The 25,555-nt window shown below is 26.6% G+C and carries 23 protein-coding genes and 3 pseudogenes; 13 read left to right on the top strand and 13 right to left on the bottom strand.

The genetic code is table 11. The annotated features are described in order from the left end of the window. Positions 1–64 precede the first annotated feature (64 nt). The 7 genes from LLF98_RS08335 to LLF98_RS08305 all read left to right on the top strand — a co-directional run bounded on the left by LLF98_RS08335 (position 65) and on the right by LLF98_RS08305 (position 7,978). The gene (locus LLF98_RS08335) at positions 65–256 is read left to right on the top strand and encodes a hypothetical protein (protein ID WP_291702657.1); all 192 of its coding nucleotides are present in this window, start codon (positions 65–67) and stop codon (positions 254–256) included. Next, a complete protein-coding gene (locus LLF98_RS08330) occupies positions 250–1,539 on the top strand; it encodes a methyl-accepting chemotaxis protein (protein ID WP_291702656.1) in 1,290 nt (429 codons plus the stop codon). Before LLF98_RS08335 ends, LLF98_RS08330 begins: the two co-directional genes overlap by 7 nt. 406 nt (positions 1,540–1,945) lie before the next feature. Continuing rightward, positions 1,946–3,637: a methyl-accepting chemotaxis protein gene (locus tag LLF98_RS08325; RefSeq protein ID WP_291702654.1), complete on the top strand. Its 1,692-nt coding sequence runs from the start codon at positions 1,946–1,948 to the stop codon at positions 3,635–3,637. A gap of 221 nt (positions 3,638–3,858) precedes the next feature. Continuing rightward, positions 3,859–4,779 (top strand): CorA family divalent cation transporter, encoded by a 921-nt coding sequence (locus LLF98_RS08320; RefSeq protein WP_291702652.1) that lies wholly within the window; start codon positions 3,859–3,861, stop codon positions 4,777–4,779. Positions 4,780–4,899: 120 nt separating this feature from the next. Beyond that, a complete protein-coding gene (locus LLF98_RS08315; RefSeq protein ID WP_291702650.1) occupies positions 4,900–5,577 on the top strand; it encodes a response regulator transcription factor in 678 nt (225 codons plus the stop codon). Then, the gene (locus LLF98_RS08310; RefSeq protein WP_291702648.1) at positions 5,574–7,001 is read left to right on the top strand and encodes a HAMP domain-containing sensor histidine kinase; all 1,428 of its coding nucleotides are present in this window, start codon (positions 5,574–5,576) and stop codon (positions 6,999–7,001) included. The genes LLF98_RS08315 and LLF98_RS08310 overlap by 4 nt, the downstream gene beginning before the upstream one ends. A 215-nt stretch (positions 7,002–7,216) precedes the next feature. After that, positions 7,217–7,978 (top strand): hypothetical protein, encoded by a 762-nt coding sequence (locus LLF98_RS08305; RefSeq protein ID WP_291702647.1) that lies wholly within the window; start codon positions 7,217–7,219, stop codon positions 7,976–7,978. Positions 7,979–8,220: 242 nt separating this feature from the next. On the opposite strand, the gene cax is transcribed toward LLF98_RS08305, so the two are convergent. Further along, positions 8,221–9,270 carry a calcium/proton exchanger gene (cax, locus tag LLF98_RS08300; protein WP_291702646.1) on the bottom strand — a complete coding sequence of 350 codons (1,050 nt, stop codon included), beginning with the start codon at positions 9,268–9,270 and terminating at the stop codon, positions 8,221–8,223. Between the two features lie 227 nt (positions 9,271–9,497). On the opposite strand from cax, the pseudogene LLF98_RS08295 reads away from it, so the two are divergent. The 3 genes and pseudogenes from LLF98_RS08295 to LLF98_RS08285 all read left to right on the top strand — a co-directional run. After that, a pseudogene (locus tag LLF98_RS08295) lies at positions 9,498–9,722 on the top strand (NTF2-like N-terminal transpeptidase domain-containing protein); the annotation flags it as partial. Between the two features lie 37 nt (positions 9,723–9,759). After that, positions 9,760–10,086: pseudogene (locus LLF98_RS08290) on the top strand (transposase); the annotation flags it as partial. Positions 10,087–10,561: 475 nt separating this feature from the next. After that, on the top strand, positions 10,562–10,936 hold the full coding sequence (locus LLF98_RS08285; protein ID WP_291702645.1) for a hypothetical protein: 375 nt from the start codon (positions 10,562–10,564) through the stop codon (positions 10,934–10,936). A 110-nt stretch (positions 10,937–11,046) separates the two neighbouring features. On the opposite strand, the gene fba is transcribed toward LLF98_RS08285, so the two are convergent. Together fba and LLF98_RS08275 are read right to left on the bottom strand one after the other, a co-directional pair. After that, entirely contained in the window at positions 11,047–11,913 is an 867-nt protein-coding gene (gene fba / locus LLF98_RS08280; protein WP_291702644.1) for a class II fructose-1,6-bisphosphate aldolase, read from the bottom strand. A gap of 423 nt (positions 11,914–12,336) precedes the next feature. Further along, positions 12,337–12,576, bottom strand: a pseudogene (locus LLF98_RS08275) (IS110 family transposase); the annotation flags it as partial. Positions 12,577–12,934: 358 nt separating this feature from the next. Between LLF98_RS08275 and LLF98_RS08270 the strand changes: the two are divergent. Next, positions 12,935–13,426, top strand: coding sequence for a CarD family transcriptional regulator (locus tag LLF98_RS08270; protein WP_291702642.1), 492 nt, complete (start codon positions 12,935–12,937; stop codon positions 13,424–13,426). A 347-nt stretch (positions 13,427–13,773) separates the two neighbouring features. On the opposite strand, the gene LLF98_RS08265 is transcribed toward LLF98_RS08270, so the two are convergent. The 6 genes from LLF98_RS08265 to LLF98_RS08240 all read right to left on the bottom strand — a co-directional run bounded on the left by LLF98_RS08265 (position 13,774) and on the right by LLF98_RS08240 (position 19,792). Then, positions 13,774–13,983, bottom strand: a complete 210-nt coding sequence (locus LLF98_RS08265; protein WP_291702640.1) for a cold-shock protein — start codon at positions 13,981–13,983, stop codon at positions 13,774–13,776. Between the two features lie 610 nt (positions 13,984–14,593). After that, positions 14,594–15,787, bottom strand: a complete 1,194-nt coding sequence (locus LLF98_RS08260; protein WP_291702639.1) for a hypothetical protein — start codon at positions 15,785–15,787, stop codon at positions 14,594–14,596. Next, positions 15,788–16,342: a sigma-70 family RNA polymerase sigma factor gene (locus LLF98_RS08255; RefSeq protein ID WP_291702637.1), complete on the bottom strand. Its 555-nt coding sequence runs from the start codon at positions 16,340–16,342 to the stop codon at positions 15,788–15,790. 175 nt (positions 16,343–16,517) lie between these two features. Continuing rightward, entirely contained in the window at positions 16,518–17,537 is a 1,020-nt protein-coding gene (locus LLF98_RS08250; RefSeq protein WP_291702635.1) for a hypothetical protein, read from the bottom strand. Between the two features lie 369 nt (positions 17,538–17,906). Then, positions 17,907–18,407: an RNA polymerase subunit sigma-24 gene (locus LLF98_RS08245; RefSeq protein ID WP_291702634.1), complete on the bottom strand. Its 501-nt coding sequence runs from the start codon at positions 18,405–18,407 to the stop codon at positions 17,907–17,909. Between the two features lie 263 nt (positions 18,408–18,670). Next, positions 18,671–19,792: a hypothetical protein gene (locus LLF98_RS08240; RefSeq protein ID WP_291702633.1), complete on the bottom strand. Its 1,122-nt coding sequence runs from the start codon at positions 19,790–19,792 to the stop codon at positions 18,671–18,673. 255 nt (positions 19,793–20,047) lie between these two features. Between LLF98_RS08240 and LLF98_RS08235 the strand changes: the two genes are divergently transcribed. Both LLF98_RS08235 and LLF98_RS08230 read left to right on the top strand, forming a co-directional pair. Further along, positions 20,048–20,620, top strand: a complete 573-nt coding sequence (locus LLF98_RS08235) for a class III extradiol ring-cleavage dioxygenase (RefSeq protein WP_291702631.1) — start codon at positions 20,048–20,050, stop codon at positions 20,618–20,620. 269 nt (positions 20,621–20,889) lie between these two features. After that, positions 20,890–21,504 (top strand): zinc dependent phospholipase C family protein, encoded by a 615-nt coding sequence (locus LLF98_RS08230; RefSeq protein WP_291702630.1) that lies wholly within the window; start codon positions 20,890–20,892, stop codon positions 21,502–21,504. Between the two features lie 208 nt (positions 21,505–21,712). Here the strand turns inward: LLF98_RS08230 and LLF98_RS08225 are convergent, their stop codons facing one another. The 4 genes from LLF98_RS08225 to LLF98_RS08210 are packed head-to-tail and all read right to left on the bottom strand — an operon-like array spanning position 21,713 to position 25,448. Then, positions 21,713–22,411, bottom strand: a complete 699-nt coding sequence (locus LLF98_RS08225) for a response regulator transcription factor (protein ID WP_291702629.1) — start codon at positions 22,409–22,411, stop codon at positions 21,713–21,715. A gap of 51 nt (positions 22,412–22,462) precedes the next feature. Then, positions 22,463–23,935, bottom strand: a complete 1,473-nt coding sequence (locus LLF98_RS08220; protein ID WP_291702628.1) for a HAMP domain-containing sensor histidine kinase — start codon at positions 23,933–23,935, stop codon at positions 22,463–22,465. A 53-nt stretch (positions 23,936–23,988) separates the two neighbouring features. Then, complete coding sequence (locus tag LLF98_RS08215) at positions 23,989–24,726, bottom strand: ABC transporter permease subunit (protein ID WP_291702627.1); 738 nt, start codon at positions 24,724–24,726, stop codon at positions 23,989–23,991. Next, positions 24,723–25,448 (bottom strand): ATP-binding cassette domain-containing protein, encoded by a 726-nt coding sequence (locus LLF98_RS08210; RefSeq protein ID WP_291702625.1) that lies wholly within the window; start codon positions 25,446–25,448, stop codon positions 24,723–24,725. The genes LLF98_RS08215 and LLF98_RS08210 overlap by 4 nt, the downstream gene beginning before the upstream one ends. Between the last annotated feature and the right edge of the window lie 107 nt (positions 25,449–25,555).

The following is a 25,555-nucleotide window of genomic DNA, read 5'->3' as shown; positions in this document are numbered from 1 at the left end:
TATAAATTTTTAAATTAAATATTTCTAAAAATATAGAGAATTGTTAAAATTTGAAGGGAGAGTTATGATGAAATTCTTTAAAAAAGCACCATGTGATGAAGCAGTTTGTATAATTAAAAATGTTGAAGATAGGATTAGTGGTAAAGTAGTTGAAAATTTTAAGGTAGATTATCCTATTCATAAAACTTTGGTTAAACACTTTGATAGACTTTTAGAGAATGAAAAGAAAATGTCTATAAGTTCAAAAAAATGTTAAGTAGCACTTCTTCTTTAAGTGACTTTGATGTTAAAACAACATATTCAGCTAATAAATTAATTGATTTTGCAAAAGATATGTCAATGGTAAGTGAATCTAATCTTGCCATAGTAGAAGAAATTACTGCAAGTATGAATCAAGTAAATAATTCAATAGTTTATACTTCTAATACAATGAATCAGCTATCTAAATCTTCACATGCTTTAGTTCAAAAAAATGATGAAAGCATACTGCAATTAAATGAAGTTAAGGCCTTAAAAGAAAATGTTATAACAGATGTAAGTACAATGAATGAACAAATAAATCAACTAGTTAATATGGCTAATAAAGTAAATAAAATAGTAAATGGAGTTGAAGAGATAGCAGAGCAAACAAATTTATTAGCACTAAATGCTTCTATTGAAGCTGCACGTGCAGGAGAAGCGGGGAAAGGTTTTGCAGTTGTAGCTGATGAAATTAGAAAATTAGCAGATAGCACTAAAACAAGATTAGATGACATGAGAGTTTTTATGAATAATATACATAAGGCAGCCACAGATGGTAAAGAAAGTATTGATAATACAATAAACTCTACTAATAACATGAATTCAAAATTGGATACGATACAAGATACCATTGAAGAAAATGTATTACTTCTTAAGGATACAATTAAAGATGTTGATCAAATATCAGAATCTATGGGAGACATAAAAGAAGCAACAAAACAAATAAATTTAGCTATGGATTCATCAACTAAAGATGCAGAAAAGTTAAACTACATGACACAGGAAATTCATGCTGATGCCACTCAAAGTGCAGAAAATGCAAAACAAATATCAAAAATTGATAACGAGCTTAGTGAAATTATAAAAGATATGATATCATCTTTAAATGGTGGAATAAATGCAATAACAAATGAGGAATTGTTAAATAACTTATTAAAAGCTAAAGAAGCTCATAATAATTGGATGATAAATTTAAAACGAATTTTAGATGAAATGAAAACTTATCCTATTCAAACAAATTCAAAAAAATGTGCTTTTGGACATTTTTATCATTCTATGAATATAACTCATCCTGATATAGTTAAAGAATGGACAGCCATTGATAAAGTACATAATGAATTGCATAGCATGGGAACAAAGATGGTTAATTCAGTTAATATAAATAATCAAGCACAAGCACAAAACTTATATTTACAAGCTGAAAAACTATCAAAAGAGATTTTTGCTCATATAGATAATACTATTAAAGCTATTGAAAAAAATTCTAATATGGGAGTGGAAGTATTAAGAGTTATTTAATATTTTGAAGAAAGACTTGTGAAATAAATTCTGGTGGAGTCTAACTTATGTGGCAAAAGCAATATATAAGGACGTTATTTTTTATAAGTTTATAAAATAATAAAATATAAATGATCTATATAAGTTGCGTTAAAGATTTTACAGTGCATACTTAAGTGTTAGCTCTGTGCCATTAACTGTAATATAAGTTCATTATCGCAACTGATCTATATTAAGATTTTATTCTTAATATAGATCATTTATATATATGTAAAAATACATTTAGAATGACTTTACAATAATTTGAATTTTTATTAAAAATTCAAAATAAATTTGATATGAAGAGAAAAAATCTGTTGAAAATTACGAGAATTTAAAATAAATACTAATTGTTATGATACAAGTAATATTATTTTAGGGGTGAAATATGAGTAAGTTTGGGACAAAAATATTAAAAATGATGTTAACGATTTTATTTGCTATGGCTATAATCTTAGTTTCAGTGAATTTCATTATGTTCGATAAATTTGAAAAGGAACTTAAAGAAACAGCTACGCAATGTGTTTCAGAGTTAAACAGCTGTATTGATGGAAACAAACTTGAAAAGGTTATAAAAGATAAATCAGAAGATAGTGTAGAATATCAAGATATATTGAGTTCAATGAGTTCAGCTAAATCAAAAAGTGTTGCAAGGAATTTTTATACACTTTTAAAGGTACAGGATACTCAAGCTAAATTTTTAGTTGACGTTTCAGTAGAACCATCAGAATTTCTAGAAGATTATACTATGGATAGCAAGATGGAAGAAGCTTTTAAAGGTAAAGTTACGGTAACCGATAAATCAGAAACAGATGAGTATGGTACTTTTATTTCTGCTTATGCACCAATTAAAAATTCTGAAGGAAAGATTATAGCTATTACAGGTGTAGATATAGACACAAGTATGTTTGAAAGTGTTAGAACTACTTTATTAAAAACAATAATTTTTACAGTTGTTATTTTAAGTATTTTAGCTTTCATTATGGTTTATGTATACTCTAAGAAAATAAGTAAAAATATTATGAAAATACAAAATGTTTTAGGTAAAATAGGTGATGGAGATTTAACGGATAATATAAACATAAAAACAAACGATGAAATCGAGGATATAGTATTATCAATCAATAAGGTTCAGAATTCTTTAAAAGACTTGATAAGCAGTGTAGCAATTGTATACAAAGATATAGATAATGTTATTGAAACAATAAATAATAAAGTGGAATATCTAAATGATGATGTAGAAGAAGTTTCAGCTACCACAGAAGAACTCTCAGCAAGTATAGAAGAAACAGCAGCATCAGCAGAAGAAATGTCAGCAACTTCGAAAGAAATCGAAGTAATAGTTAATTCTATGGCGAAAAAATCACAATGTGTTGAAGAAAAAGCAACTTATATAAGTGAAAAAGCTAAAAATATAATGGGGACTTCAGAAAATAATCAAAAGGAAACTGAGAAAATGTTTAAAGAGACAGAGCTTAGATTGAAACATTCCATTGAAAAAGCTAAAGCTGTAGAGCAAATAAATGTTTTATCAGATTCTATACTTCAAATAACCTCGCAAACTAACTTACTTGCACTTAATGCAGCTATAGAAGCTGCAAGGGCTGGTGAAGCTGGTAGAGGATTTAGTGTAGTAGCAGAAGAAATAAGAAAATTAGCAGAACAATCTAGCGATACTATAAATAAAATACAAAGCACAACAGAAATTATATTATCTTCTGTTGAAGATTTGACTGATAATTCCAACAATATGCTTAGTTTTATAGAAAATAGAGTATTAAAAGATTATAAAACTTTAGTTGAGATAAGCCACCAATATAATAATGATGCTTTATATTATAAAGATTTTTCATTAGATTTAAGTACAACTTCGGAAGAACTTTTATTATCTGTAGAAAATATACTAAGAACTATAGATGGGGTAGCAAGTGCAGCTACTGAAGGAGCAGATGGAACTTCAGTTATAGCCAATAGAGTTTTAGGCGTAAATAATAAATCTAATGATGTATTAAATGAGGCATTAAAGGCTAAAACAAATTCGAAAAAATTAAAAGAACAGATATCTAATTTTAAAGTATAAAGCATCTATTTCTATATAAATGGAGAATATTCAGTTTATTTGAAAATAGTCATAAATGAGTCATATTAAGATTTTTTCTTAATATGACTCATTTCTATTTTTTATATAAAAAATAGAATAAATCTTCACTTTTACTTACTCAATATGTATTAAAGATTTATTGTTCAGAGTCATGTCTATATGATAGAATATAGTAAAATATTGAAAAACAGGTGATAATAATGATATATTCTTTAAATAATGATACTTTAACTGAAGACTCTATTGATAATATAAGTTTAAATACTGATAAGTCATTTGTTAGTGCTATTAAATTTGAACAATTGGAATTGGTGGCTGGCAAGCTTAATATAAATGAAAAGATATCTTATGAATGTATAAATGGAAGATCATCTAAATTTGAGAGTTATGAGGGATTTGATTACATATGTCTAAAAATTCCTGAAATTAATGATGTATTAAAGCCATCAAAGAAAGTATGTATAATTTTTTCTAAAAATCTTCTTGTATTTATATGTGATAACAATTCTACTATAGATGACATAATTTCTAAAACTAAAGCTAGCGAAATTAAATTTACAAACCTTAGTAAAATGCTTTATATATTCTTTGATAGACTTACGTCAGAAGATACATACTTCATCGAAAGTATTGAACAAGAAATTACAAAGCTTGAAGAAGGATTAATAACTTCAAAAGAGGATAATTATTTAAATAAAATAATTATCCTTAGAAAAAAATTGTTAAAGCTAAAACGTTACTATGAACGACTTTTAAATATTGCAGAATCTATTGAAGAAAATGATAATGAACTTATAGAGAAAAAGACAATTAAATATTTTAGAATGTTTACTAATCGTATTAATAGATTATATCAAGGCGTAAATAATTTAAGAGATTATGTTACACAAGTTAGAGAAGCATATCAAGCTCAAGTAGATATAAATCAGAATACTTTAATGAAGCTGTTTACAGTTGTTACAACAATATTTTTGCCACTTACTCTAATAGTAGGATGGTATGGAATGAATTTTAATATGCCAGAATATAGTTGGAGTTATAGTTATCCCATTGTTATATTAATAAGTATTAGTATAGTTGTTATTTGTGTGCTTTGGTTTAAGAAAAACAAATGGTTTTAGCATATAGATACCCAAAGTAAAAAGCTATACGTATAATCATAAGCCTTATGATTTTATAATTACTAATACTATTAATTATGTTATTATAGTAATAAAAAATATATCTAAGGGTGTGTGTATATGGGTATTAAAATTCTTATAGCAGAGGATGAACCAGTTTTTAGAGATCTTGTGTGTGATATAGTGAAAAATGAAGGTTATATTCCAGTTGAAGCAAGTGATGGAAAAGAAGCAATTGATATTTTCTTTGGATCAAATGATATTGATCTTATAATATTGGATGTAATGATGCCTAAATATGATGGGTGGGAAGTCCTTAATGAAATTAGGGAACATTCAGATGTGCCTATAATAATGTTAACAGCACTAGCAAACGAAAAAAATGAGATTTTTGGACTTGAGAAAGGAGCAGATGAGTATATTGCCAAACCGTTTAGTTATAAAATATTTGTTGCTCGTCTCAATACCATTGTAAGAAAATTAAAGAAAGCAAGATTTGATGAAATAATTGCAGGACAAATAAAAATAAACCAAACAACACATAAAGTAAGAGTAGATGATTTAGAAGTTGAATTAAACCATAAAGAATATAGTCTTCTTATTTATTTTGTGAAAAATAGTGATAGAGTATTAACACGAGAACAAATATTATACAAAGTATGGGGATATGACTTTGATGGAGATATACGAACTATAGATACACATATAAAAACTTTAAGGGCTAAACTTTTAAAATGTAGTGAGTATATAAAGACAGTTCGGGGTAGTGGCTATATGTTTGAGGTGAAAAAATTATGAATACAATTAAGACAAAGCTATTTTTAATATTTTCAATATTTATGGTTTCCTTAGTAGCATTGGGTATATTTATAAATTCAATATTTCTAGAATCATATTATATTTATAAAAACAAAGGTATACTTATATCGACAAGTGAAAAAATTAGCAGTGAGTATATTAGGAATAAAGAAAATAGCTATGAGTACATAAGCACCATAGAGAATATTGAAAATATAAGAACAACCATTGTTGATCAAAATTTCAACATCGAATACAATTCTATTAGCCCACAAAAGGATGCTAATGGTAAACGTTTATCCAAAGAAATTAAACAAATTATTTTAGATAATGAAAAGAAACTTTCAAAGAAATTTTTATATTATACTGAAGAAAAAAACAATGATCAAACAAACAAATTAGTTTTTGTATTAAAGATGAGTAATGGAGAATACATTATTCTAAAAAAACCTTTTAAGAGTATTGACCAAAGTGTTTCAATAGCAAATCAATTCTATCTAATTGCAGGCTTCATTGTGATTTTAATTGGTGGCATAATAATACTTATCTTTTCAAAGAAAATAACAAAACCTATTATAGAAATGAGTAATGTTGCAGAGAATATATCAAACCTTGAATTTGATAAACTTGTACATATTGAGTCACAAGATGAAATTGGAAAATTAGGGCAAAGCATTAATAGAATTTCTGAAAAATTAAGTTCTAGTATTAATGAGCTTAAGCAGGATGTAGAACGTCGAAAACAACTTGTTAGTAATATGTCCCATGAATTAAAAACTCCAATAGGAATAATTAAGGGATATGCTGAAGGTCTAAAATATGGTGTGGTAGATGATAAGGAAAAAATGGCGAAGTATTGTTCAGTACTAGTGGAAGAATGTGATAGAATGGACAACTTAGTACGTGAACTTTTAAATCATTCTAAGATGGAAGCAGGAATGATTGAAATGAATACAACCAATTTTGATAGTGGTGAATTTATATCTAAAATAGCAGAACGATTTAAGCCTACATTTATTGACAAAGGTATTACTTTTGATTTTAAGTGCGTAAGTAATTATGTAATATCTGCTGATCGTGATATGTTAGAGAAAGCTGTAAACAATTTTATTACGAATGCTATTGATCATGTAGAGGGAAGAAATTTTATTCAATTGACTGCTGAAAAAAATGAAAATGGAATAGAAATAAGTGTTTTTAATACAGGAAATCATATACTAATGGAAGATATTGAAAAAATTTGGGATTTATATTATAAAGTAGATAAATCAAGGTCTAGGAAATATGGAGGGCATGGGGTAGGACTGGCAATTGTAAAATTAATAGCGCAACTTCATGGAGGTATTGCTAAAGTAGAAAATATAGATGACGGTGTAAGGTTTTCTGTTGAAATACCTATTTTAGGTGATAAACTAGGCAAATAAACAATTTATATAGTTTTGTCAAAAAACTTAAAAAACTGAAGTAGTTGGAATTAAATATAGTAAATAATACCTAAAAGTATAATTTTAATTAATTTATTTCACATAAATTTCACAAAAGAACGTTATTATGTACTTGTAACTAGTTATTACTAAGTTGCAAGTACATTTTTATTAATTTACATTCAAAAAAATATATAATAAAAGGAGAGATAATTATGAAAAAGAATAAACTATTAGGAATTGCTATTACAGCTATGATTTCAATGTCAAGTATTGTGCCAGCATTAGCTACTGATATTACTGCACATGATTCAACAACTAATATGGCAAACGTTGAAACACAACAAGTTAGTGAAGCAGACAAACTTGCAAAACTTACTCAAAAGGCAGCAAAACTTGGAGTAGATATTACAGGTCTTTCAAAGGAAGATGCAAAGGGTAGAATTCAAAGCGCAAGAGCTGCAAAGCTTGGCGTAGATATTACAGGATTATCAAAGGAAGAGGCAAAAGCTAAAATACAAGCAGCCCTTGAAGATAAAAAGCTAGATACAGATGAAAAAGTTTCGGCAAAAGCAGCAGTACTTGGAATTGATATAACAGGATTATCTACTGAAGAATCAAAATCTAAAATACATGAAGCTATTGAAGCTAAAAATCTTGAAAGACTTACTAAAAAGGCAACAGAACTTGGGGTAGATATTACAGGCCTATCAAATGAAGATGCAAGAATTAAAATTCAAACAGCAAAAGCAGCAAAACTTGGAGTTGATATTACAGGATTAACAAAGGAAGATGCAAGAGCAAAAATAAAAGCAGCTCGTGAAGCAAAAAAACAAGTAGTAACTGAAAAACTTTCAGAAAAAGCTACAAAATTAGGAGTAGATATTACAGGTGCTACTAACAAGGAAGCAAAAGAAAAAATTAAGGAAGCTCGTGAAGCAAAAAAAGCAGTGAAGGCTGCTACTATAGCACAATAAATAAAACTTATTATACGATTTTAATCAAACCTATATTCAGAAATAGATATTACTATTAAGAATAGAAAAAGTAGATTTTTGATAGATAAAGAGATATTTTCACCAATGAAAATATCTCTTTTGTAAATGTTATATTTTAAATTTATTTTGTTGTTCGATCATGTTTTTAGTAATATCATTTAAAGTAATTGATGTAAATTTCAATAATTCAGATGCTGGGAGACAGATTTTAAATAATTGAGCTATAGAATAAAAAATGAAGCTGCAATTATGAAATATACAGCAAGTAGTTGCACACCTTCTAACCAATTAGACTCACCATCATTGGAGACTCTGTTAGCTATTAATACTGCTACTATAAGAGCTATTAATTCAAAGGTATTAAATATAATACTCATAGGAGTAAAGATTAAGCTTATGAATATTAGTATTGGAGCTACAAATAGTATTATTTGTAGACTAGAGCCTATAGCAATCTCTAAAGCTACATCCATCTTATTCTTCATTGCCATAACAATACCTGTACTATGTTCAGCTGCATTTCCTATTATAGGAATTATTATTATACCAACAAAAAACTCACTAAGACCTAAGCTTTTTGTTATGGATTCTATGCCATTTACTAAGAATTCACTTTCAATAGCTATTAATGCAGTAGCAACAACTAATATTGATATTGATTTTTTTAAGGACCACTTAGCAGTAGCCTCACCTTCTTCTTCAGAATTAACTACATAGATATCTTTATGTGTGAAGAATGAAAAAATTAAGCTTAATATGTATATTGTGATCATTATTATTGCAACAACTATACTTAGCCCTTCATATCTTGTATTTAAAAGAGAAGGATCTACGGTATGTGTAAATAATGCAGGTACACATAAACCAACAACTGCAAATAATAACATACTTGAGGAAACTTCAACAACTTTTTTATTAAAAGTTTGAGTTTTGTACTTTAATCCTCCAGCAAGCATACTAGCACCAAGTACTAATAATACATTTCCTATTACAGCACCAGCTATTGAAGATTTAACAACTTCAAAAAGACCTTCTTTAAGAGCAAAAAATGATATTATAAGTTCTGTGGCATTTCCAAAAGTACCATTTAAAAATCCACCTATTTTAGGACCTGAATAAAATGAAATTTCTTCTGTTCCTTCCCCCATAAGTCCTGCTAAAGGAATTATAGAGAATGCTGCGAGTATAAACATTATTGATGGGGATGCATGTATGAATTCTGCGATGAAGCTTATAGGTACAAATATAAGCAAATACTTTAATATCTTCATAAAAATAATGACCTCCTAAATTAATTTTAATAAGCTTAACTACTTATGAAATATAAACTTGTTATAAATAGGAAAAAAAGCTCATCATATACTATTATAAAACATTATTGGATATAACACCAACTATAAATAGTATTTTTATTTAGTATATCCAATTATACAAGATAAAATTTATTTAGACGAATTAAAAAAAAATAAGTTGGTAAAATATTGAATTTCAGGAATATATGAATTTAATAAATGCAAAAGATTACGAAAAAATGTATGAACTAACTAATGGTGAGACTAAGCAAAAACTTTCTAAAGAAGACTTTGTTGCAAGAAATAAAAGAATATATGAAGGTATTCAAGCTAGTAATATTAAGATTGAAGTTAAAAAGGTTGAAAATAATAGCAATGTAGCAACAATAGATTACGATGCAACTATGAATACATTATGTGGAGAATTAGAATTTTCAAATACTATAACTATGACAAGAGAAATAGGTAAAGACTATACTGTAAAGTGGAACTAAAATAAGAAAGTCAAAATCAGGATATGAAGCAGATGTAACCATCTACGAATGCGAAAGCTGCAATGATTGTGAGTATAAATCAAAATGTACGAAAGCTAAAGATAATAGAAAAATGTAGGTATATAAAACATTTATTGAAAAAAGACAAAAATCTTTAGATAATATAACAACACCAGAAGGAATTCTATTACGAATGAACAGGTCAATTCAAGTTAAAGGTGCTTTTGGAGTTTTAAAAGAGGATTATGGATTTCGAAGATTTTTAACCAAAGGGAAAAATAATGTGAAGATTGAATTTTTGTCATGTTCAAAAATAATTATTAACTCAAAATGGACTCATTTTTATCATAGATTTTTACTCTGTTTATTTAAAAATACATAAAAAGAGGATGTTGCTCAAAATGATTTGAAAAATCATTTTGCAATCCCCCCTTATAATTTCTAAAGACATAAAAACTGATACTATTTAAAGGCTTTAGCTTTAAACTACAGGAGTAAAAAATCTATTTGGAATTTATCATAGTTTTATATTAATTAACAGTAAAAAGTAAAAATAATACAAAAAAATATATATAAGAAGGAAAGTAGAACATATATGTAGAATAATATAAAAAGGGGAAAGACTTAAAAATTGTACAGCTAATGTAAACGTATAAGTAATTTTGGATAAGTGTATAGTAACTAAAACTTCTTTAAATAATATTATTTACAGAAGTTTTATAAATTGAGAAAATATTATAGCTAAAATGCTTAATTCTTATCAAGGAGATGTTGGAGTGTTTATATATATATTAAATCTTTTACACGATGGTTTAAAGAAGAAAAATAATATTTATGAATATTCAGCTTTTGAAATTATAAATGATACTATGTATATTTCAGAACTAGCGTGCATTAAAAGGAGTTTCAATTATAAAAATATTAATGATAAGATTATGGATATTTTTAGAGTTTTAAATAAATATAATTTAACAGATAAAGATAGCATAGAGATTTTAAATATGCTTATAAGAAATAAAAATAATTCATGGCTCTTAGAATACCATTATAAAAATGAATATAATAGTAAAAAAGTAGAATTAGAGTCAGCTTTAAGACTAATTATAAATAATACATTTGATAAAACTAAAATGATAGATAAATACATATAAATAAATTAGAGATTTTCGCTTATGATATTTAATTGTGAAGAAAGAAATACGAGTGATAAATATTAAAAAAAGAGCATCTATACATAGATACTCCTCTTTTATAAATGAAATTAAGCTTGGTTTATTGAACCAAATAATTGCATTTTTTCTTTAACACAAACTTTAATAGCTTCAAATCCAGGATTTAATAATTTTCTTGGGTCAAATCCTTTTCCTTCTAAGTCTTTTCCAGCTTCAATATATTTTCTAGTAGCCTCTTGGAATACTAATTGACATTCAGTGTTAACGTTGATCTTAGCAACTCCTAAAGATATAGCTTTCTTTATCATATCTTCTGGAATTCCAGTACCACCATGTAATACTAATGGCATAGAAGTTCCAACTGCTTCTTCGATTTTAGCTAATGCATCAAAATCTAATCCAGCCCAGTTAGAAGGATATTTTCCATGGATGTTTCCGATTCCAGCAGCTAACATAGTAACTCCTAAATCAGCGATTTGCTTACATTCATTTGCATCAGCAACTTCGCCTTTTCCTATAACTCCATCTTCTTCTCCACCAATTGAACCAACTTCCGCTTCTAAAGAAAGTCCTTTTGCATTAGTTATAGCAACTAATTCTTTAGTTTTTTCTATATTTTCAGCTATTGGATAGTGAGATCCATCAAACATGATTGATGAAAATCCAGCTTCTATGCAAGCTTTAGCTGCTTCATAACTACCGTGATCTAAGTGTAATGCAACTGGTACAGTGATATTTAATTCTTCGATCATTGCTTTAACCATTGCAGATACAGTTTTGTATCCAGTCATATATTTTCCAGCACCTTCAGATACACCTAAAATAACTGGTGAATTGTTTTCTTGTGCAGTTAATAATATTGCTTTTGTCCATTCTAAGTTATTAATGTTGAATTGGCCAACTGCATATTTTCCTTCTCTAGCTTTGTTTAACATTTCTTTAGATGATACTAACATGTTACGACCTCCGTATAATTTATATTTATTATAATAACTATAATATCTTAAGAAAACTGATTATTAAACTTTACATATCAAGTTTTCTTTTCCTAATTTATTATACTCTAAAATTTAATGTATGAAAACAAAAAAAGAAAATTCTACATTTACAATATTAAGTAGAGTTTATAATAGAACTTTTCTAAAATATAAATAAATATTCAAATGGTAAAGTTTTCATAAAATATATTGACATGCTAATACATTCATGATAAAATAAAATTTTGAAAAAAGTAAATAATATGTTATACTAAATATAATAAGACAAAATAGACTAGCTAATAATAGTCAAGCAAAAAAATAAAAAATATTTTTTATAAAAAAGTGCATAAGAAACAAACCATTTAAAAACACGAATGGTTACAAAATTTGGATGATAAATTAAGCAGCCTTATTTAAAGTTTTATTTTCTAAAAACATTTGTTTATGTATTTTAGGATCTCTTTACTCAAACGGTGTTTTATCTCGGAGAACCGCAAAAATATAATTTATGCTTTTGTGTATTATAGCTACTTTAGCCTTTTTTCCTTTAAGATTTGTTTGATAATAGTCCAATAAAACGCTATTTATAGGAATTACGTTACGACTGCTTCTTATAGAAGCAAGTGCGACAGCATATAAAAATGAGTAAGGTTAAGCACGTAAAAACCCCCATTAGGGCTTAAATGACTCAGTATACAAGGATTAACGCAGCACCTGCTCTAAAATGCAGAACGAAGGAATAATAGAGGCACTACTAAGTGGTGTACTCAGGGAGATATGGTAGGATCAGCATTAGAGCTTTCGAGGTGAATACCTTCAAATTATTGAAAAATTAAAGATATATTGGGGACATCTAGAGTGCTTCATCAAAATAATTCTATTTATTCAACATAACACCATATATCTATTGAGTTACTTTAAGATATAAATTTAAAAATCTAAGAAAACAAGAGAAAATTAAAGAAAATATTAAATTATTGAGGTAGGAGGTAATTATTTGTTTAATATAGGAGATAAAATTGTCTATCCAAGCCAAGGGATAGGTGTAATTGATATTATAGAAGAAAAAGATTTTAAAGGTGAAAAAGAAAAATATTATACAATTCAATTATTTAATAATACTATGAAATTAACATTGCCACTTAGCAGAATAGAACCATCAAATATGAGATTAGTAAGCGATTCTAAAACTTTAGACAATAGTTTAAATGGTATTAAGAAATTTTTAGATGAGACAGATGAATTTTCTAAAATTAATTTTAAAGAAAGAAAAGCCATTAATGAAGTAAAAATAAAGTCAGGAACTTTAGATGCTTATCTTGAAGTTATATGTAATCTTACTCAACTTAAAAAGGAACATAATTTAAATTCAAGTGAAAAACAAATGCTAAGTAGTACAAAAAAAATTGTAATAGAAGAAATATCTCAATCAAAAAACTTATCTAATGATGAAGCTACTAGTTTATTGGATGTTTCTATGTTATTTTAAAATTAAGTCATATGTCACAAATCAAAAAGACTTGTTGTTTTGTTGAAACATGTTATACATAAAGAATATAAGTCAAAAAAGGTTTTTTTATAGATATGTAAACTTCTCCTTTTGAAAATTATGTTAATTAATGAACCTACAACATGTGTTGCTTGTAGAAGAATTAAAAAAGAACAAAATAACAGAAGATAATTTTGTTCTTTTTTGAAGAGTTATAAGATTTTCTTATGACTTTTTTTAATTTGTAAAAAAGTATTAAAAAATTAAATTGCTGGGACAGTAGATAGTTTTGTTTTTATATAAAACTATCTACTGTCCCGTACTTTCTTTATTTTATGGCAGCTTTATTATATTTTTTGAATATTTATAGCCATAGGACCCTTTTCACCATTTTCAATATCAAAGGTCACGCTTTCATCTTCATGTAAATCTTTCTCAGAACCTTTTTCTTTGACTTGTGAATGATGTACGAAAACATCATCTCCTTTATTGCAAGATATAAATCCATATCCTCTTTCTGCATCAAACCATTTAACTACACCAGTTATTTTAGCCATACAAAATCTCTCCTTATGCATTAATTATCATGCATAGTATTTGTTAAAAGAATTAAATTTAAACATTAATAATGAAATATTTATAAAAAGAAGAGATTAACCTAAAATAAATATAAGAAAGAATAAAAACTAGCATATAACATATATAGAATTCTAAATTTTAATTTATATAATAATTATTATGTAAACTAAACTTTATTAAAACTAGATTAGTACGGAAATAAATCTCAATAAAGTTTAAAATTCAAAATTCACAAAAATCAGAAGTAACTATCAAAAGTAAAATTATAATTATGTGATAAAATCACAGACAATAATAATTATATTAACTAAACTTATATATAAGTTGCAGTAAAGAGTTTATAGTAGCATTAACTTTTTAAGATTGAAGTTGCTATCTACAATATAATTTCATTATCACAACTTATATACATAATTAGAACATTTTTTTTGTTTATTAACCTATAAAAATTAGTTATAGAATTACCTTATTAAATAAAACAAATTTAACAATATAAAGAAAGATAGGATAGTTTACTTTTTGAACTATCCTATCTTTTCTTAAGTATAATTTTATTTAATTATTTTTTCATACTTTCTTATGATTTAATTAGTTATTCTTGCTTTTGCCTTTATTTTGTGAGCTTGAATTATTATTGCTTTTTGAATTTGATGAATTACTCTTTTCTGAATTTGAAGAATTATTATTTTCTTGTGAATTTACATTGTTACCATTATTTTGTTTTTGAGTTGTTGTAGTTGTAGTCTTTTTTTCTTCATTGCCATTACTCTTTTCTTCTTGTTTACTATTTAAATTACTGTCTTCTTCTTTTTTAGCATTATCTTTATTATTAGAACAATTACTATTTCTTTCTCGTTCTATAACTGTAGCTTCTTCTGAATCAACTGATGTTTTAGATAAAGTTCCCTCTTGAGTACTTTCTCCAGTAACTACATCCGCATTTGTATCCGTATTTATTTCAGTATTTGTGCTATTATCTATAGTAACCTCATCACTCTTACTATTTTTTCTTAATTCTTTAGTTTTCTTTTGAATGTCCTTTACAGAACTAGATTTATAATCTTCTACATTTATTGTTGGATCTATTGCTTGAAGCTTTTGTATAAGATTTAACTTACCAGGTGTTATTCCAAGTTTTCTTGCTTCATCTCTTCTTGCAAGAGCTACTTTTTCAGTTTCAACTTCAGCCTCTACATCATTGTTATTTAATGTTTCATCAGCTACATTTTTTAAAGATTCTTCTAATTCAGTTGCAACTTTTTCCTTGTCTGTAGACGTAGTAATTTCGATTGCAGATGAACCATCCGCATGAATATATCCATCAGAAATTGCATCTGAAATTACAGTACTAACAGCATTATCAATATCATAGTTTATTAAATTAGTACCTTCTAATACCTTTTCACCATCATCATTATAGGCTTCAACTGATACTACTTTATCAAAAGCATTTACACCTAATTCAACACTTGGATTAATATCTAAACTCACGTATGCGACTGGTGTCTTAGCATATGCATATGTTCCTCCACCTAAACTTAAAATTGCACCAACCGATAGAGCTAAAGCTATTCTTTTTTTCATAAAAATTCCCCCTAAAAGATTATTTATTTTATTTATAATTATATTATTTTCATTATAATAGCCTGTCTTCTTCTTTATAGATCTTTCAATACGTTTTCTAGTAGAAGAATCTAATGATAAGTTAATATCTTTATCTAATAGTAATTTAGTGTCTCTAATATTCAAATTATCTAATACTTCAAATAATTTATCTTCCACTTATATAATCCCTCCTAGCACTTTTTTTAGTTTTTGCATACATCTGGATACTTTTTTATCAATAGTATTAACCTTCAAACCAATATTCTTAGAAATATCTTTTGAACTTTGATACAAATAATACTTTCTTATAATTATTTCACTATCAGGTTCCCCTAAAGACTTTATAGCATCTATTAACACTGAATTACTCTCTTTTAATAATATTGAATCAGCTACATCATCTACTATACTATATAAATCTTGTGATACATCATCTATATGGATGTGATTATTATTCTTATTTTTTCTATACATATCTATGGCTTTTCTTTTTGCTATAATTGCTAAAAATGCTTTAATTGATCCCTTTTCCAGATCAATTCTATTTTTGTAATGAAATACTTCAAAAAAGACATCACTTACACATTCTTCTATATCTTCTTTTGAATACATACCGGAAATTTTATTAAATATTATTGTATAAATAAGTGCCATGTAGTTATCCATCATCATTTTTAGACCTACTTCGGGCTTATTATTCAATAACTTAAGTAATTCAATATCAGAAATCAAAGTGCACCTTCTTTCTATCAAATTTGATTTATATAATATATTTCGTAATACAATTAGTAAATCTGACAAAAAGTTAATAAAAAACATAATATTTATTATTATCTTAATTATTTACGTAGAAACTATCCTTATGTCAATAGTTCTACGTAAATGTGCTTGCAGGACTTTTGTTGTATTAATTATTCTTATTTTTCTCTTTATTGCTATTATTATTTTGTGAATTTAAATTATTACTATTATTTTGTTTTTCGGATGTATTTGTAGTATCTTTTTCTTTATTATTTGCACTATTATTTTCTTCTTTTTTACTATTAGCATTATTATTAGAAGAATTATCAGTATTCTCATAAGTAATTACATCAACACTTGTATTAGTGTTTGTACTATCATCTGCAGTGACTTCATTACTCTTATAATCTTTTCTTAATTCTTTAGTTTTCTTTTGTATGTCCTTTACAGAACTAGATTTATAATCATCTATATTTATAGTTGGATCTAATTCTTGAAGCTTTTGTATAAGATTTAACTTACCAGGTGTTATTCCAAGTTTTCTTGCTTCATCTCTTCTTGCAAGAGCAACTTTTTCGGTTTTAACTTCAGCATCAAAATTACTGTTATTTAATGTTTCATCAGCAACTTCTTTTAAAGATTCATCTAATTTGGTTGCAACCTTTTCTTTATTTGTAGATGTAGTAATTTCAATTGCAGATGAACCATCCTCATTTATATATCCTTCAGAAATGGCATTTGAAATTACAATACTAACTGCATAATCAATCTCAGAGTTTAATAAATTAGTACCTTCTAATATTTTTTCACCATCTTCATTATACGCTTCAACTGATACTACTTTTTCAAAAACATTTACACCTAATTCAACGCTTGGATTAATATCCATACTAACATACGCCACTGGAGCTTTAGCATATGCATATCCGCCTCCACTTGAAATTAACATTACCCCAACTGCTAATGCTAACGCTATCTTTTTTTTTATGAAAATTCCTCCTAAAGTATCACTTATCTTTTCTATAACAATATTTCTCTTTTCATAATAACCTGTCTTTTTCTTTATGGACTTTTCAATACGTTTCCTAGTAAAATAATCCACTGATAAATTAATATCTTTATCTAATAATAAAGTAGTGTTCTTAATATTTAAACCATCTAAATTTTCCAACAATTTGTTTTCCACTTCTAAAAATCCCTCCTAATAATTTTTGGGCTTCTGCATGCATCTAGATGCCTTTTTATCAATAGTATTAACTTTCAAACCAAGATTCTCAGAAAAATCCTTAAAACTCTGATATGAATGGTATATTCTTTAAAACTTCCAAAAAAATGCCTTAATTTGATTTATATAATGCATTTCGTAATGTCACCTTAAAATCTGACAAAACAAATAGCAAATTACATTATTTATTTAATTCAACTAATTATGAAAATAATTTTTATTTATAATTTATGTGTTTTATTATAATAAAAAAGAGCTTGTTAGTTTTAATACTAACTAGCTCTTTTCAATCTCAATTTTAACCATTCATGTTTTAAAATGGTTTATTAGTTATGCATAGATACTAACTCTCAACCCAGTATTCTTAGAAATATCTTTTAATCTTTGATTTAAATAGTACTTTCTTATAATTATTTCACTATCAGGTTCACCCAAAGACTTTATATCACCTATTAATTGTGAATTGCTCTCTTTTAATAAGATCGAGCGTACTACATCATCTGATATAGTATTTAAATGAACTGATACATCATCTATATAAATTTCATTATTATTCTTATTTTTTCTATACATATCTATAACTTTTCTTTTTGCTATAATTTCCAACAATACTTTAATAAAACTTTTTTGCGTATTAATTCTATTTTTGTAATGAAATACTTCAAGAAAGACATCACTTACACATTCTTCTATATCTTCTTTTGAATACATACCAGAAAGTTTATTAAATATTATTGTATAAATAAGTGCCATGTAGTTATCCATCATCATTTTTAGACCTACTTCGGGCTTATTATTCAATAACTTAAGTAATTCAATATCAGAAATCAAAGTGCACCTTCTTTCTATCAAATTTTATTCATATAATATATTTCGTAATACAGTTAGTAAATCTGACAAAAAGTTAATAAAAAATATAATATTTATTATTAGTATAATTATTCATAAATACTTATCTCTCTTTTCACCCTCATCTATGCACGTATATCACATATAACATTTAGATTGAATTATTGTTACAAAATTCAATCTAAATGTTTATACATAAAATTAGTGGTTTATATTAAATATAAACCACTGATTTTATAATTTAATTAATCATTTTTGTTTTTTTCTTTATTGCTACTATTATTTTGTGATTTTGAATTATTATTCTTTTCTGGATTTGAATTGTTACTATTATTATTTTGTGAATTTAGATTATTACTATTATTTTGTTTTGAAGGTATAGTTATAGTATCTTTTTCTTTATCATTTGAACTATTACTTTCTTCTTTTATACTATTTGAATTGCTATGTTCTTCTTTTTTACTGTTACCATTATTATTAGAAGAAGTATTAATATTTTCATCAGCAGTTACATCAGTACTTGTATCTGTAGTGTTTGTATTCTCCTCTGTAGTAACTGCATTACTCTTATTATCTTTTCTCAATTCTTTAGCTTTCTTTTGTATATCTTTTACAGAACTATCTTTGTAATCTTCAACAGTTATTGTTGGATCTAATTCTTGAAGCTTTTGTATAAGATTTAACTTCCCAGGTGTTATTCCAAGTTTTCTTGCTTCATCCCTTCTTGCAAGAGCTACTTTTTCAGTTTCAACTTCTGCATCCACATTATTGTTATCTAATGTCTTATCAGCAACTTCTTTTAAAGATTCATTCAATTCAGTTGCCACATTTTCCTTATCTGTAGATGTAGTAATTTCAACTGCAACTGCAGATGTAGTTGTAGCATCTTGAGTTATATATCCATCAGAAATTGCATTTGAAATTACAGTACTAACAGCATCATCAACATCACTGTTCACTAAATTAGTTCCTTCCAATACTTTTTTGCCATCTTCATTATAGGCTTCAGTGGAAACTACCTCATCAAAAGCATTTACCCCTAATTCAACACTTGGATTAATATCCACACTAACATATGCGACTGGAGTAGTTTTGGCATGTGCATATACTCCTCCACCTAAACTTAAAACTACACCAACTGATAATGCTAAAGCTATTTTTCTTTTCATAAAAATTTCTCCTAAAATATCATTTATTTTTTCTATACGAATATTGCTTTTCTCATAATGACCTATCTTTTTCTTTATGGATTTTTCAATACGTTTCCTAGTCAGATAATCTATTGATAAATTAATATCTTCATCTAATAATAAAGTTGTGTTTTTAATATTTAAATTATCTAATTCTTCAAACAATTTGTTTTCCACTTCTAAAATTCCTCCTTATACTTTTTAACTTCTGCATGTCTAGATGCTTTTTTATCAATAGTATTAACTTTCAAAACTACGCTTCTTAGAAAAATCTTTTTGAACTTTATATAATATATTTCGTAATGTCATTCAAAAATCTGACAAAACAAATAAAAACTTATATTATTTTTTTAATTAAATTAAATATGCAGCTATTTTATCATCTATGACTCGTGCGTTTTACTACAATAAAAAAGAACTTGTTAGTTTTTTATGGATTTCCTAAAGAACTTTATCAAATTAAATTATGAAGCAAAAGGTTGCGCTCTAATTGCATCTGAAATTGAAAATAAACTCAAAAAGCAAGGGATTGAAGTGAAAAAAGACTTAACTAGAGGTTTGGATCATGGAGCTTGGACTCTTCTAAAACATCTTTATCCAGATGCTGATATACCTATTATACAAATTTCTATAAATTCTCATTTACCTATTGAAAATCAAGTTAATATTGGTAATGCTATTAAAGATCTTGGTGAAGAAGATATTTTAGTAATTGGTAGTGGAAATACTGTTCATAATTTAAGATTAGTTAACTGGGAACAAACATCTGTAGATTCCTGGGCACAGGAATTTAATGATTGGTTAATTGATAAAATAAAAAATAAAGACTTCAATTCTCTTTTTAACTATAGAGATTTAGCTCCTCATTCTAATTTAGCAGTTCCAACTGCAGACCATTTTGTTCCATTGTTTATAGCTCTAGGTAGCAGTAAAAGCTCAAATCCTGAAATTCTGTTTAGAAGTTATGAATTGGGAAATTTAAGTTACCTTTGTTTTAAATTCTAGAATAATATTTTAGCTTATATTAAATTGTAGATATTCAACGTGAAAACTGCACTTTGAATATCTATAATTTTAGACTTTCATCTTAGGTTAAATATTTCTTGATTTTTACTTTTTACTAGCATAACATGTTAACTAAATAAATTTACATATTGTTTATATTTGATTTATATCAAATTTATAAGATTGATTTATGATTAAGTTAAATCTTAACACTTTTATGTTTTAATTAATTTATATACAAAATTTATTATTATGAGGAGAGATTAATTATGAAAGTAAAAACTCATGTTAAATTAGGCGAATTATCCTTAATCAAAAATATAAATTCTATTCCAAAAGGATTTTCTAAGTTTATGTTTAATTTTGGTCTTGTAATGGTTGATCAAAGTTGGCTTGTTAAAACTCATCCTCATTATATGCAAAAATCTCTTGTATATATTAATAAAAAAATAGAAGAGCTTCTATCCATTAAGAAATTTAATGCTTATTATTCAATGCAACTAGGAATAATTGTACATTATCTTTGTGATTTTTGTTGTAATTCTCATATATCTGGCTCAATTGGTAATATTTCATATCATTTGAAATATGAACGTGAATTGCAAAAATATTTATTTAGCAATTTTCATATTTTTAAAAATCGAATTCACAATAAATCAAATAATTCGAACTTAACTTTTCATAACATATCTTCTATAAAAACTTTAATTGATAATACATTAAGTAACTATATTAAAGGGGACTCATCTTACTTTTGGGATATTAAACATTGTGTGCAAATTAGTTCTTTTGTTTGCTCTACCATTTTTAATTTCAATATTAATTCGTCAAATAATATTGATTACCCTAAAAAGCAATTGAAATTATCTAATTTAGGCATATGAAAGAAAATAGCAAGTCAGTAGGTAGATTTATTTTGCATCAGACAAAATAGACACGTATACTGGCTTGTTATTATTTTAAGTATCTCTTAATACATGAAAACTTATTATTTTTAAAAATATGAACATAAAAATACTTCATCAGCATTTATACTAATGAAGTACTTTAAATTAAATTTAGAAATTATATGATTTTCTATAAAGTGAACAATTATATTTTGAATCTATAACCTGCCCCCCATACAGTTTCTATAAATTTAGGATTACTACTATCCTCTTCAATCTTTTCTCGTATTCTATTAATGTGCACTGTGACAGTAGCAACATCTCCAAAACAATCTAACCCCCAGATTCTATCTAAAAGAGTTGCCTTTGAAAATACAATATTAGGATTAGTCGCTAAAAATAATAACAGTTCAAATTCTTTGTTTGCAAATTTAACTTCTTTTTCATCAACATATACTCTCCATGCCTGTGTTAATATTTTTAATCTCCCAAAATTTATAACACCAAGTTCTGTATCCTCTTTTTTTTCTACTGTTGTTAATCTATCGTAACGTGAGAGATGTGCATTTACTCTAGCTACGAGTTCACTAGGATCAAAAGGTTTAACAATATAGTCATCTGCTCCAAGTCCAAGTCCTCTAATCTTATCTATAGACTCTTTTTTTGCTGTAACCATTATTATAGGTATCTCTTTACTATTTCTTATTTCTCTACAAATCTGAAATCCATCTTTACTAGGAAGCATTAAATCTAAAAGTATTAAATCAAATTCCTTATTTAATGCAAGCTCTAATCCTTTATCTCCAGTCATTGCTATCTCTGTTTCAAATCCGTTTATTTCAAGATAATCTCTTTCTAATTCTGCAATAAGTTCATCATCTTCTATAATCAATATTTTCCTCATTTTTCTCCCCCATTATGCCTTTATCAAACTAATTGAACATACATATATATATTAAATATTTTCTTCGTGCACTTCATCTTGACTACTAATTGGTAACGTTATAGTAATGACAAGTCCATCCATGTTTTCAGCAGTAATTTTCCCCCCATGTGCCTTAACTATATGTTCAGAAATAGAAAGTCCAAGTCCACTACCCTCACTTGGATTAGTTCTTGCCACATCTCCTCTATAAAAACTAACAAATAAACGTGAAAGATTCTCTTCTAAAACTCCTGGTCCATCGTCTTTAATCCTTAAAACAATATTATTTTCTTGTTTATTTACTGTAATATTTACATTTCCGTAATCACTAGTTTTATATTTTGCACTATTTTCAAGTATGTTCATCAAAACTCTATTTATTTCTTCAGAGTCAATATTAATCAAAATATTATTATTACAATTATTCTCATAAAATAAATTAATACCTTTTCTCTCAAATTCATCTGTAGCACTTTTAAAGAAACTTCTTAAAAATTCATTGCAATATACTTTTTCAAAACGGAAAGGAAATTTTCCTGTATCTAGCTTAGAGAACAAAAATAATTTATCAACTAGCATATCCATATCACAAGCTTTATTATATATAATATCATGATATCTTTCACATTTTTCAGGAGTATTTGCAACACCATCTTTTAATCCTTTAATATATCCCTTAATTGTTGTAAGTGGAGTACGTAAATCATGAGATATTCCTACTACTAAATCTTTTCTATCTTCTTCATATTTTAATTGCATTTGAACAGATTCTTGCAATCTAATTCTCATTTTATCAAAATCAGCACAAACCTTTGCAAATTCATCCTTTCCTTGATAATTCATTTTAAAATCAAGGTTACCTTCTTCGATTTGCCCTGCACCATAACTTAATAAATCTAAAGGTTCAATTAAACTTTTAGCTACACGTGATGATAATATACCATTTGTTAATATAATAATAAGTAATGCTATTACAAATACAATTCCCATATAGCTTACAAAAAAAGTTTTAACTTCAGCTTTCATATGCTCTCTACTCATTAAATTATTTGATTTAACTGCAATAATATTAATATGTTTATCATCTTTTATGAAACTATTTTTGATTAAACAAACAGAGTTAACTTCAAGTACTATTGAATCTGATGAAGAAAGCACATCACTTTGCACCTTAGAAATAGAATTTTTATCTTCATCAGTTAAATTTGAAAAGATTGTTTCTTCATCTCTGGTAATTATTAAATTATATCCTACTTCTTTAAGAACTTCTTCAATTTTTTTATCTTCTTCATCTTCTTCATTATAATTTTTTAAATTTTTGCTATAGGAATTTAAAACTTTATGTACATAATAAGTTCCATTATTATCATCTAAAACTTTTATCTTTTTCCCATATATCTCTGTAAAACCCTCAAGCACGCCTCCAGCAATTGCTACTATTAGTATTGCTGGAACTACTAACATGAGAATATTAGAAATAGTAAGACGCTTTTTTATCATCATAATAAGATATCCTCCTAATTTATCACATAACTAAGAGGTCCCTCCTAGTTATATTAATATTCCTTCTTTTCAAATAATTCATATGCTCCTGAAAAAAATATTAAAGAATATCCCATGAGCAGTCCTACAATTATTAATATTGATTTTATTGGCATTTGAGCTCCAATAAAAAGTTTATACCAACTTGTATATGAAATAAATATTATTGATGATATTGAAGGAAAAATTATTCCAATTAACATAATTATAATATAAATTAACACTGAAAGCATTACTGAAGAAGAGCTACTTTTTGATAATTGTGATATTAGTATCGAGAGGAAAATTATTGGTATTATAGGTAATATTGATACGACGTATGCAATAAAAATCTCGGGAATATTTATTACTTGTGTTCTTCCAAAGAATATTCCCATAACTAAACCTATTATAAATGTGATTATTAAAATGCTTGTCACATAAATCAAAATAGATATCATCTTTGAAATAAGAATTTCATTTCTACTTATGGGTCTTGTTATTACAGCTTTAATTGTTCCATTTTCTTGTTCTGCTGCAAATAAATCCGCAACTGCCATAAAAATAACTAACGGAATCAGAACAGTAGTCAATATTGATAATAAATTTAATGGAAGATTAGATAATGAAACATTAATTAAACCGCCTGTAAAATTACTTATTAAGCCTAGATCCATACATAATATTCCAATACAAATTAATAAAATTTTGTACTTACTTCTTTTAAATAGTTTTGTGCTTTCATTAATTATTCCGATTCTTATTGTATTCATACCTCTTCCCCCTTTCTTCCAACGTATTTAAGAAAATATTTTTCTAAAGTTTCACATTCATCCAGTGCATTTTTCATACATGTTACATTTAATAATTTCCCTTCCTTTATAATGCCAACTTTATTACACATAAGTTCTATCTCATGAGAAATATGACTTGAAACAAGAAATGTTATTCCAAGCTTTGCTTGTTTCATTATAATTTCTCTAATATCTACAGTTCCTTCTATATCTAAGCCATTAGTAGGTTCATCTAAAATCACTAACTTAGGTTTAGATATTAAAGCTAGAGCAAGCCCTAAGCGTTGCTTCATTCCAAGTGAAAAGTCTTTGACCTTTTCATTCGCATATTTTATTAATCCTGTTTGTGTAAGCATATCATCTATTCTTGGCACTTTAATTTCTGAATAATAATTTGCTGCAAGTTTTAGATTTTCTCTAGCTGTAAGATAATCATAAATTGCTGGTGCCTCAATAAGACATCCAATTTCTTCAAATGCCTTTGAACTTTCTTCTAAAGAATCACTTCCCAATATTTGAACACTTCCTTTGTCTGCATATGACAAACCAGTGATAATTTTCATAGTAGTAGTTTTTCCAGAACCATTTGGACCAAGTAAACCAAAAATATCTCCTTTTTCCATTTCAAAAGATATATCTATAATTCCACGACCATTTTTGTATGTCTTTGTTAACTCATTTACTTTAAGTACAGGTACCATACTAATTTCTCCTTTTTTCAAAAAACTGTCTCAAAGCTTATAAATCAAAAATCTAAATTCTACAATTTTAATAGTTCTTCTTTTCAAATTTAACTTTGAGACAGCCT

It is taken from the genome of Clostridium sp. (genome assembly GCF_021372645.1).
Lineage (GTDB): Bacteria > Bacillota > Clostridia > Clostridiales > Clostridiaceae > Clostridium.
The sequence above is the reverse complement of the archived record's forward strand: the minus strand, read 5'-3'. Positions and strand labels throughout refer to the sequence as shown.

Coding starts and splice junctions, on each gene's coding strand:
- LLF98_RS08335 (WP_291702657.1), top strand. CDS start 65: ATGATGAAATTCTTTAAAAAAGCACCATGTGATGAAGCAGTTTGTATA.
- LLF98_RS08330 (WP_291702656.1), top strand. CDS start 250: ATGTTAAGTAGCACTTCTTCTTTAAGTGACTTTGATGTTAAAACAACA.
- LLF98_RS08325 (WP_291702654.1), top strand. CDS start 1,946: ATGAGTAAGTTTGGGACAAAAATATTAAAAATGATGTTAACGATTTTA.
- LLF98_RS08320 (WP_291702652.1), top strand. CDS start 3,859: ATGATATATTCTTTAAATAATGATACTTTAACTGAAGACTCTATTGAT.
- LLF98_RS08315 (WP_291702650.1), top strand. CDS start 4,900: ATGGGTATTAAAATTCTTATAGCAGAGGATGAACCAGTTTTTAGAGAT.
- LLF98_RS08310 (WP_291702648.1), top strand. CDS start 5,574: ATGAATACAATTAAGACAAAGCTATTTTTAATATTTTCAATATTTATG.
- LLF98_RS08305 (WP_291702647.1), top strand. CDS start 7,217: ATGAAAAAGAATAAACTATTAGGAATTGCTATTACAGCTATGATTTCA.
- cax (WP_291702646.1), bottom strand. CDS start 9,270: ATGAAGATATTAAAGTATTTGCTTATATTTGTACCTATAAGCTTCATC.
- fba (WP_291702644.1), bottom strand. CDS start 11,913: ATGTTAGTATCATCTAAAGAAATGTTAAACAAAGCTAGAGAAGGAAAA.
- LLF98_RS08265 (WP_291702640.1), bottom strand. CDS start 13,983: ATGGCTAAAATAACTGGTGTAGTTAAATGGTTTGATGCAGAAAGAGGA.
- LLF98_RS08235 (WP_291702631.1), top strand. CDS start 20,048: ATGGATTTCCTAAAGAACTTTATCAAATTAAATTATGAAGCAAAAGGT.
- LLF98_RS08230 (WP_291702630.1), top strand. CDS start 20,890: ATGAAAGTAAAAACTCATGTTAAATTAGGCGAATTATCCTTAATCAAA.
- LLF98_RS08225 (WP_291702629.1), bottom strand. CDS start 22,411: ATGAGGAAAATATTGATTATAGAAGATGATGAACTTATTGCAGAATTA.
- LLF98_RS08220 (WP_291702628.1), bottom strand. CDS start 23,935: ATGATGATAAAAAAGCGTCTTACTATTTCTAATATTCTCATGTTAGTA.
- LLF98_RS08215 (WP_291702627.1), bottom strand. CDS start 24,726: ATGAATACAATAAGAATCGGAATAATTAATGAAAGCACAAAACTATTT.
- LLF98_RS08210 (WP_291702625.1), bottom strand. CDS start 25,448: ATGGTACCTGTACTTAAAGTAAATGAGTTAACAAAGACATACAAAAAT.